The sequence below is a fragment of the Sinomonas sp. genome (genome assembly GCF_051955515.1).
In the GTDB taxonomy this organism is placed as follows: Bacteria; Actinomycetota; Actinomycetes; order Actinomycetales; family Micrococcaceae; genus Sinomonas.
Map to the genome: position 1 here is coordinate 1 of NZ_JBQCGQ010000239.1, position 8,534 is coordinate 8,534.

Here is an 8,534-nt window from a genome sequence, read left to right on the forward strand (position 1 = left end):
CAGCTGCCTGGCGTGCCGACGTCCGGCGTCCCGCCGTCCCGCCGTCCATGTCCCGGCGTCCATTCCTTGAGAGGAATTCCTCAGCAGGGTGCCAGCCGTGGGACAATCGTGTCCAATCTGTTACACACGCGGCGGGAGGACCCCCTCATGGCATCCGATCTGTTTGGCATCAAGGGCGAACTCCTCCCCGACGGCAGTCGTCTCATCAGGGAGACCATCCTCGAGGCGGGCCAGCGGCTGTCCATGGCCGCCGACCACGCCCTGCTGACCAAGATGAATTCCCACCGCACGCGCGCCAAGGCGCTCAATTTGGCGTGCCGGGCGATCGTCGTCGTCGTAGGCCTGGTGCTCGCCTACGTCGTCATCACCAACCGCATCAGCCTCGTCGCCGCCGCTGTCTTCGCTCTGGTGCTGCTCTTCGTCCCGGACTTGTTCACTCGCGTGAACAAGGCCATCACCGGCCTCGGCGACAGGATGGTCACCGGACTGGTCATGGCCGAGGCGTTCTTCGAGCATGCTGGCGGCCACCTCCACGCCCTCTCGCAGGACGAGAAGCTCAGCCGCTACTTTGCCCTCCTCGGGAGCGGGGAAGTCGATCTCGGGCGGCAGCGGATCCGGCTGGTGCGCGAGGCCGACGGGTCGGCGCGGCTGCTGACTGTCGCGGTCTAGCCCGGCCCTTCAGGCTACCCCTTCCGCCAGTCATCGCTCGTGATGTGGGAGCCGCCCTGCGGGCCCATCTGGAGCATGCCGCCGTCGACCGCCCATGATGCGCCGGTGACGTAGCTCGCCGCGGGCGAGGCCAGGAACGCGATGACGGCCGCGACCTCGCGCGCATCCCCTGGCCGGCCCAGCGGGACGCCGGGCCTGCTCGTTTGGTGCGGGTCCTGATCCTCCTGGCCGGTCATGGGCGTCGCGATCTCGCCCGGGGCCACGGAATTGGCCGTGATCCCGTGCTCGCCCAGCTCGAGGGCGATCGTCTTCATCAGGCCGCCGAGGCCGTGCTTCGCGGCGTCGTAGGCGGACGAGCCGACGCGCGGCTGGTGCTCGTGGACGCTCGTGACCGCGATGAGCCGTCCTCCGCTGCCCGCCCGCACCATGCGTCGGGCGGCGTGCTGAAGGCACACGAACGCACCGTCCAGATCCGTTGCCACGATCTCTCGCCAGCGGTCGAACTCCATGGCGAGGAACGGCTCGTTTGCGCCGGTCCCTGCATTGTTGACGAAGACGTCGAGCCCCCCGAGCTGCTCCGCGAGGTCGTCGACCACCTGCCCGCAGGCTGGTGCGTCGGAGACATCGAGCTGGGCCATGAAGGCCTTGCGGCCATGCCCGCGGATCTCCTCAGCAGTCTCCTGCGCTCCGGCTTCGTCGGTGTGCCACGTGACGCCGACATCCATGCCGGCGGCGGCCAAGGCGACGGCCGTGGCCTGCCCGATCCCGGAATCAGACCCAGTGACAATGGCGGTGCGGGGGTCGAAAGTCATAGGCAAGGTCTACCCCCGCAAGAAGCCGTTACTCACCTTGGGAGTACGGGTCGCTGTCGCCAATGTGACCCGGCGCGTTGGCCGCCAGGACCCTCTGCACGAACGCGGCGTATTCCTCCATGTAATGGCGCAGGAACTTCTCCAGCTGGGGATCGTTGACCGCCCCGTCTTCGCCGAACACGGCATGGTCGAACTTGACGTAGGCCTCGGGGGAGTTGAGCTGGGGCGCGTCGAGGAAGCTCAGGACGGAGCGCATCGAGGACTGCATGACCGCCGTCCCGATGTTCCCCGGTGAGGCGCCGATGATTCCCGTGGGCTTGCGGGCGAACGAATTCGTGCCCCAGGGGCGCGAACCCCAGTCGATGGCGTTCTTGAGCGCGCCGGGGATGGAGCGGTTGTACTCAGGGGAGATGAACAGGATTCCGTCCGAGGCCTCGACCGCGTCCTTGAACGCACGCCCCTCTGGCGGATAGTCGGCGTCGAAGTCAGGGCTGTAGAGGGGCAGATTGCCGATGGGGATCTCTGTGAACGCGAGTTCCTCGGGCGCGAGCCTGATGAGGGCTTTCGAGAGGGTTCGGTTGATGGAGTGGGAGGCGAGGCTTCCGATGAGGTATCCGATCTGATGCGTTGCCATCGCCCCAGTCCAGCACGTCAGCGGCGAGGGCGCGAGCCCTCGCGCACCAGTCCGGAAAGGGAGACTGCGGCGACCGCAAGCAGCACGATCGGGTGGGACTCAGTGGCAGGATGTCTTCAGTGGCAGGGTGTCACCAGTCGTGCATGGAGCCATCGAGGCGGCGGTTGACAGGGAGGTACTTGGGGTCGAAGGGGAAACGGGAGGCCGCCTCCTCGTTGAACTCGACTCCGAGGCCGGGCTTCGCCCCCGGGTGCATGTAGCCGTCCTGGAAGGTGTACGAGGTGGCGAAGACCTCGTTCGCCGGGTCGCGGTGGCCCATGTACTCCTGGATGCCGAAGTTCGGGATGCTCAGGTCCACGTGGAGCGCGGCGGCGAACGAGACGGGGGAGAGGTCGCCCGCACCGTGCGACCCGGACCGCACGCCGTACAGGTCGGCGAGCGAGAAGATCCGGCGCAGGTGGGTGATGCCGCCCGCGTGCGAGACGGACGCGCGGACGTAGTCGATGAGCCGCTCCGTGATGAGCTGCTGGCAGTCCCAGATCGAGTTGAAGATCTCGCCCACGGCGATCGGCGTCGTCGTGTGCTGGCGGATCAGGCGGAACGCGCTCTGGTCCTCTGCCGGCGTCGGGTCCTCGATCCAGAACGGGCGGTAGGGCTCAAGGGAGGCGCCGAGGCGGCCCGCCTCGATCGGGGTGAGGCGATGGTGCACGTCATGGAGCACGTGCACCCTGTCGCCGAACTCCTGGCGGACGTGGGCCATCATGAGGGGCGCGAAGTCGAGGTACGCCGTCGTCTCCCACGTATCCTCCTGCGGGACCGCGCCGCTGGCGGGCTCATAGAGCTTGCCGTCGGCGGGCGCGATCCCGTAGGTCTTCTCGATCCCGGGGATGGCGGCCTGGGCACGAATCGCCTTGTAGCCGAGGTCGAGGTGGTGTTGGAAGTCACCACTCAGGTCCTCGAGCGTTGCGCCGCTCGCGTGGCCGTACACCATGACTCCCTCGCGCGCTGCGCCGCCGAGGAGCTCGTAGACCGGCATGCCGGCGGCCTTGCCCTTGATGTCCCAGAGGGCGACGTCGATCGCCGCGATCGCGGTCATGGTCACCGGCCCGCGGCGCCAGTAGGCGCCCTTGTAGAAGTACTGCCACGTGTCCTCGATCCGCCGGGCGTCCCGTCCGATCAGGAGCGGGCACAGGTGGTCGCGGAGGTAGGACGCGACGGCGAGCTCGCGGCCGTTCAGAGTCGCGTCTCCGATGCCGGTGATGCCGTCCTCGGTCTCGATGACGAGGGTGACGTAGTTGCGTCCGGGGGAGGAGACGACAACTCGGGCGTCGGTGATCTTCACGGGTCAGTTCCTTCTGTGGTTGTTCTCTGCGGGTTTCTCAGACCGCGTCTTCGAGCCGGACGAGGTCGCGGCCGCGCACCTCGGGTCCGAAGGCGGCGGAGATGAGCGTGACGGCGCTGTAGCCGACCAGCATGGCGGCGAGGGGCCACCAGTGCCCGGTCACCGCGGTCAGAGTCGCGGCGAGGACCGGGCCGATCGCGGTGGTGAGGATGCCGCCGATCTCCTTTGCGAGCGCGAGCTGCGTGAAGCGCGTGCGGGCGCCGAAGAACTCGGCCATCGTGACGCTCTCCATCGCGAACAGGCTCAGCACGGCGAGGTTCAGGCCCACGATCATCCCGGTCAGGATGAGCGCGGGGTTTCCGCTCGTGATGAGCAGCATCATGGGGACGGCGAAGAGGATGCTGAGGGCGCTGAGGGTCATGTAGATCGCGCGGCGTCCGAACTTGTCCCCGAGCCAGCCGATGAACGGCACGGTGGCGAATCCGAGGATCGAGCCATACATGATCGCGGTGGTGCCTAGCGCCTTGTCCGCCATGAGGACGGTCGCGAGGTAGCCGACGAGGAACGTCTGGACGAGGCCGGAGTTGCCGGCCTGGCCGAAGCGGAGGCCGAGGGCGATGAGGAAGGCCTTCCCCTTCTTCTGGTGCAGGGCCTTCTCGAGTACGCCTTCCTGCGGCGCGCTCTTCAGGTCCGTCGTGGAGAGGGCGATCCCGCCGACCACGTCGGCCCGCTTCTCGAAGACCGGGCTCTCTTTGAGAGAACGGCGCACCCACACGGCGAAGAGCATCACGATGAAGCTTGCGAGGAACGGCACGCGCCAGCCCCATGAGAGGAGCTGATCATTGGGGAGGACGCTTACGAGCAGGGCCCAGAGGCCGGAAGCTGCGAGGGTGCCCGAGTTCGTGCCGAGCGAGACCAGGGACGAGATGACGCCCCGCCGCTGCGCCGGGGCGTACTCGGCGAGCATGACCGAAGCGCCCGCGATCTCGGCGCCCGCGCCGAAGCCCTGGATGAGGCGGAGGGCAACGAGGAGGATCGGGGCCCAGATGCCGATCATCTGATAGGTCGGCAGGACGCCGATGAGCGTTGTCGATGCGCCCATGAGCGCGATCGTGAGGAACAGGACCTTCTTGCGGCCGATCCGGTCTCCCATCCGCCCGAAGTAGATCGCGCCGACGAGCCGGGCCACGTAGCCCACTCCGTAGGTGGCCATGGCGGCGATGAGGCCGATCATCGGGCTCACGTCGGGGAAGAAGATCTTGTTGAAGACGATCGCCGCCGCCAGCGAGTACAGCTGGAAGTCCATGAACTCCATGGCGGTCCCGAGCCAGCCGGATACGGCGGCCTTGGCGAGTTCGCCAGTGGTTCTCTTCGTGAGGCTTGCCTCGCGAGAAGTGGTCTTCTCGGACATCTCGTGCTCCTTTGCAGGGATGGAGTGCAATGCAACTACCATACAAGCACTGCCATGCCAGCTGTCAAGGCACGGCTACCCGCCCGGCGAGCGGGTGGATCAGCGGTCGCTGCTCAGCGGTCTTCGTCGTCGAGACGGCGGAGGTACGTGTCGACGTCGTACGGGTTGCCTGGGGCGGGAGGAGCGTCCGGCGAGGAAGGACGCTGGGGCTCGGCGCCGCCGTCGTGCCTCGTCGGCTGCGTCGGAACCGCCCGGTAATAGCGGTCTTCGAAGCTCTGCCGGCGCTGCCTCCGCATCGCCGAGAAGCCGAAGCCCGCGAGGATCAGCAGCACGATCGGGATACCGTCGGCGCGTCCGAGGCCCAGGATGACGATGAAGAGCACGGTGAACGCGAGCCATTTGCCGCAGATCGCGAGCACGTTCATGGCCCAGCTGTCACGACCACTGTGCCAGAGGGGCCGCGGATCGACGTTGAGGGCGGTGAGGATTTTCTGCGCCTGCCCGATCGTCAACCCGCGCAGGCTCGGCCTGAGCCCGGTTTCCTGCTGGACCGCGGAGCGGACGTAGTCGACCTGGTAGGGGAGGGCGGCGGGAGTTCCGTCGGGGGCGAGGAGGTCACGCCACGCGGCCGTGGTCTGCGGGGTGACGACGCCGAGGCCCGCCCGGCGTGCTGGGCGGCGTTCGCGTCGTGGACGGCGAGCATGCGTGACCTTGGCGTGGAAGGCGTTCGAGCTGGCCGGCTCGCGATAGCGGAAGCGTGCCACAGGGGTCTCCTCTCGCTCTCCCATTCTAGGCTCGTGGCATGGAGACCAGCACGAAGTCGTTCCTTGGACAGGTCGCCCTCGTGACGGGGAGCTCGCGCGGAATCGGCGAGGCCATCGCCGTCGAACTTGCCCGCCGTGGCGCCGCCGTCGCTGTCCACGGAAGGGATCAGCCCGCCATCGATGCCGTGGTTGCCGCGATCAGGGGTGACGGCGGAACCGCGCTCGGCGTGACCGGCGACGTCACGCGCTTCGACGAGATCGAGGCGCTCCGCAGCCGCGTCGAGGAGGGGCTCGGGGCAGTGGACATCCTCGTCGCGAACGCCGGCGGCAGCTTCACTCCGCCCGCCCCGCTCGAGGACATCCCGGAGGCGGGATGGCGTGCGACGATCGACGGCAACGTGACCGCCACGTTCCTCACCCTCAAGAGCTTCCTGCCTGGGATGAAGAGCCGCGGACGGGGCTCGATCATCACTATGGCATCCTCCGCAGGCCGCAAGCCTGACGCCCGCGCGCCTATTGCATACGGCGCGGCGAAGGCGGCGGTCATCGTGCTCACCCAGGATGTCGCGGCTCAAGCCGGACCTTTCGGGGTCCGCGTGAACTGCATAGCCCCCGAGACGATCCTGACCGAGCGGAATCGGCAGCGAATCCCGGCGGAACAGCAGGCCGCGTGGGCGCAGTTCCACCCTCTTCAGCGGCTCGGCACGCCTCAGGATGTTGCCGCGGCCGCCGCATTTCTGGCGTCGCCGGACGCGGGCTGGATTACGGGAGCGGTGTTGGACGTGGCGGGCGGGGCGGTGCTCGCCTGAGGGTCACTCGAAGCGGCTGGGATCTCCGGCGCCCCGGCGCGTGACCTCGGCGTAGCCGTCTGAGAAGTCGACGACGGTGGTCGGCTCAGTGCCGCAGTCCCCGGCGTCGACGACGGCGTCGAGCACGTGGTCGAGGCGCTCCTTGATGTCCCAGCCGTCGATGAGCGGATCCTCGTCGCCGGGCAGGAGCAGGGTCGAGGACAGGATCGGCTCGCCGAGTTCCTCGAGGAGGGCGCGGACCACGTTGTTGTCCGGGATGCGGACGCCAACCGTTTTCTTCTTGGGATGGAGCATGCGTCGCGGCACCTCGCGCGTCGCGGGAAGGATGAAGGTGTAGGGGCCAGGCGTGACGCCCTTGATCGCGCGGAAGACGTCGTTGTCCACGTTCACCAGCTGCCCCAGCTGCGCGAAGTCGCGGCAGACGAGGGTGAAATGATGCTTGTCGTTCAGCCGCCGGATCTGGCGGATGCGGTCAAGTGCGTCCCGATTCCCCATCTGTGCTCCGAGCGCGTAGCACGAGTCCGTCGGGTAGGCGATGAGCCCGCCGTCCTGAAGAATGCGGACGATCTGGGCAATGAGGCGGGGCTGGGGATCCACGGGGTGAACGTCGAAGTAGCGCGCCATCCTCGTAAGCCTACGCGGATTCCCGCCGCGCCGGGGTGGCGTCCTTATTTTGTCGGAGGAGGCTCCTAGCCTCGAAATATGAGCGCACTTGCTATTGAAGAACTGGACCTCCCTACCGAGGAGCTCTGCACCGACTGCCGCCGCGGCCTCGCCGAATCCGACGAGTTCGTCTGCGCGGACTGCAGCGACCTTGCCCTGCACGCCGACTGCCGAGACTGCGGTCGCATTCTGCGCGACGCGGATGTCGAAGCCGGCGTCTGCGCCGACTGCATCGCCTGACGCCTTTCACCGAACACTCCACGTCATGATGGGACCCCACCACGCGGCCTGCGGGGCGGCCGCGTGGGTTGCTGTGACCACGCACCTTCATATCGATGCTTCGCCGCTCACCGCCGGATTGCTCGGCCTGGGACCGGCGAGTTTCGACGTCGGCTGGCCGCTCCTGCACGCATCGCCCCTTGGGGTTGTGGCCGGCGCGCTCGTCACGGCCGGGGCCGCGCTGTTGCCGGACGCCGACCATCCGAGCTCGACCATCGCGCACTCCCTGCCGCCGGTCTCGCGCGTCCTCTGCGAGATTCTCGGGGCAGCCTCCGGAGGGCATCGCAACGGGACGCACTCGCTCGTCGGAATTGCCTTGTTCACCGCCATGGCGTGGGCCGCCGGGCTGTGGACTGTTGAGACCCCATGGTTCGGGACCGTCTACGCCGGTGCCGGGCTTGTGTCGCTGCTCCTCGTGAGCTTTGCCGCGAAGGTCCTCGGCGTCTTTCCCGACGGCGTCCGGAAGCTCCCCTGGGTCGTCTCCGTTCCGCTCGCCGCCTTCATCGCGGTCGCCGCCCCACATGAGCAGAACTGGTTCCCGCTCGCCGTCGCCCTCGGTGCCGCAGTCCACATCGCCGGCGACATGCTCACCACTGGCGGTTGCAACCTCCTCTGGCCCATCGCGTTCCGCCGGCCGAGGATGCTCTCAAAGGTTCCCCTCCTCGCGGAGGTGTGGCATCGCGGCGGCCGCGTCGCAATTCCGGTCCTCGGCGACGCCGGTTCCTGGCGTGAGTGGCTCATGCTCGTACCCGTGAGCTGCTACGCCCTCGTCGGCGTCGGCACCGCTCTTTGGGCCCTCGGGCATGCCGGGATCCTCGGGGTCGCCACCGCGCTCGGATTCTGAGCCCGCGGTTCGCTCTCACCTCGGCTTCTTATTTTGTCGGTGGCCGTTCGTAGGCTGTTCTCAGTTGGAGCGGGGTGAGCCGGAGGGGGACCGGGATGAGCGCGGAGCCGCAGGAGGAGGACTGGCCGGGAGCCGAGGCCTGGGACGAGGTCTGGTCCGAGGCTGAGGCGTGGGAGGGCGTCGGGGGCTGGGCCGAGCATCCCGGCTTCCCCGAGGCCAACGCCGGCGACGGCGCCGCCGACGCGGGCTGGGTGGGGTGGCTCGTGCTGGCGGATCAGGGGCCGGGCTCGCCGCTGCAGGGCTCGAT

11 protein-coding genes are annotated in these 8,534 nt (G+C 68.1%); 5 read left to right on the forward strand and 6 right to left on the reverse strand.

The window, feature by feature from the left end; all coding sequences use genetic code 11:
* Nucleotides 1-147 precede the first annotated feature (147 nt).
* Complete coding sequence (locus tag ACTHL9_RS14155) at nt 148-669, forward strand: hypothetical protein (protein WP_440519932.1); 522 nt, start codon at nt 148-150, stop codon at nt 667-669.
* 14 nt (nt 670-683) lie between these two features.
* On the opposite strand, the gene ACTHL9_RS14160 is transcribed toward ACTHL9_RS14155, so the two are convergent.
* From ACTHL9_RS14160 to ACTHL9_RS14180, 5 genes are all read right to left on the reverse strand, one after another.
* Nucleotides 684-1,481 (reverse strand): SDR family oxidoreductase, encoded by a 798-nt coding sequence (locus tag ACTHL9_RS14160; RefSeq protein WP_440519933.1) that lies wholly within the window; start codon nt 1,479-1,481, stop codon nt 684-686.
* 28 nt (nt 1,482-1,509) lie between these two features.
* The gene (locus ACTHL9_RS14165; RefSeq protein WP_440519934.1) at nt 1,510-2,115 is read right to left on the reverse strand and encodes an NADPH-dependent FMN reductase; all 606 of its coding nucleotides are present in this window, start codon (nt 2,113-2,115) and stop codon (nt 1,510-1,512) included.
* 130 nt (nt 2,116-2,245) lie between these two features.
* A complete protein-coding gene (gene manD, locus ACTHL9_RS14170) occupies nt 2,246-3,457 on the reverse strand; it encodes a D-mannonate dehydratase ManD (RefSeq protein ID WP_440519935.1) in 1,212 nt (403 codons plus the stop codon).
* A 37-nt stretch (nt 3,458-3,494) separates the two neighbouring features.
* Nucleotides 3,495-4,868, reverse strand: a complete 1,374-nt coding sequence (locus ACTHL9_RS14175) for an MFS transporter (RefSeq protein WP_440519936.1) — start codon at nt 4,866-4,868, stop codon at nt 3,495-3,497.
* Between the two features lie 113 nt (nt 4,869-4,981).
* Nucleotides 4,982-5,632, reverse strand: a complete 651-nt coding sequence (locus ACTHL9_RS14180) for a hypothetical protein (protein ID WP_440519937.1) — start codon at nt 5,630-5,632, stop codon at nt 4,982-4,984.
* Between the two features lie 38 nt (nt 5,633-5,670).
* Here ACTHL9_RS14180 and ACTHL9_RS14185 point away from each other — a divergent pair, with 38 nt between their 5' ends.
* Nucleotides 5,671-6,441: an SDR family NAD(P)-dependent oxidoreductase gene (locus ACTHL9_RS14185; protein ID WP_440519938.1), complete on the forward strand. Its 771-nt coding sequence runs from the start codon at nt 5,671-5,673 to the stop codon at nt 6,439-6,441.
* Nucleotides 6,442-6,444: 3 nt separating this feature from the next.
* Here ACTHL9_RS14185 and ACTHL9_RS14190 read toward each other — a convergent pair whose 3' ends face one another.
* Nucleotides 6,445-7,065 carry an L-threonylcarbamoyladenylate synthase gene (locus tag ACTHL9_RS14190; RefSeq protein WP_440519939.1) on the reverse strand — a complete coding sequence of 207 codons (621 nt, stop codon included), beginning with the start codon at nt 7,063-7,065 and terminating at the stop codon, nt 6,445-6,447.
* Between the two features lie 78 nt (nt 7,066-7,143).
* Between ACTHL9_RS14190 and ACTHL9_RS14195 the strand changes: the two genes are divergently transcribed.
* The 3 genes from ACTHL9_RS14195 to ACTHL9_RS14205 form a co-directional block, all read left to right on the forward strand.
* Nucleotides 7,144-7,344 (forward strand): hypothetical protein, encoded by a 201-nt coding sequence (locus ACTHL9_RS14195; RefSeq protein WP_440519940.1) that lies wholly within the window; start codon nt 7,144-7,146, stop codon nt 7,342-7,344.
* 25 nt (nt 7,345-7,369) lie between these two features.
* Nucleotides 7,370-8,227: a metal-dependent hydrolase gene (locus tag ACTHL9_RS14200; RefSeq protein ID WP_440519941.1), complete on the forward strand. Its 858-nt coding sequence runs from the start codon at nt 7,370-7,372 to the stop codon at nt 8,225-8,227.
* Between the two features lie 95 nt (nt 8,228-8,322).
* Nucleotides 8,323-8,534, forward strand: a 212-nt coding sequence (locus tag ACTHL9_RS14205; RefSeq protein ID WP_440519942.1) for a hypothetical protein, incomplete at its 3' end; no start/stop codon positions are given.

What these genes read in the sequence shown, in the direction of transcription:
- ACTHL9_RS14155 (WP_440519932.1), top strand. Translation starts at nt 148, where the DNA reads ATGGCATCCGATCTGTTTGGCATCAAGGGCGAACTCCTCCCCGACGGC.
- ACTHL9_RS14160 (WP_440519933.1), bottom strand. Translation starts at nt 1,481, where the DNA reads ATGACTTTCGACCCCCGCACCGCCATTGTCACTGGGTCTGATTCCGGG.
- ACTHL9_RS14165 (WP_440519934.1), bottom strand. Translation starts at nt 2,115, where the DNA reads ATGGCAACGCATCAGATCGGATACCTCATCGGAAGCCTCGCCTCCCAC.
- ACTHL9_RS14175 (WP_440519936.1), bottom strand. Translation starts at nt 4,868, where the DNA reads ATGTCCGAGAAGACCACTTCTCGCGAGGCAAGCCTCACGAAGAGAACC.
- ACTHL9_RS14185 (WP_440519938.1), top strand. Translation starts at nt 5,671, where the DNA reads ATGGAGACCAGCACGAAGTCGTTCCTTGGACAGGTCGCCCTCGTGACG.
- ACTHL9_RS14190 (WP_440519939.1), bottom strand. Translation starts at nt 7,065, where the DNA reads ATGGCGCGCTACTTCGACGTTCACCCCGTGGATCCCCAGCCCCGCCTC.
- ACTHL9_RS14195 (WP_440519940.1), top strand. Translation starts at nt 7,144, where the DNA reads ATGAGCGCACTTGCTATTGAAGAACTGGACCTCCCTACCGAGGAGCTC.
- ACTHL9_RS14200 (WP_440519941.1), top strand. Translation starts at nt 7,370, where the DNA reads ATGATGGGACCCCACCACGCGGCCTGCGGGGCGGCCGCGTGGGTTGCT.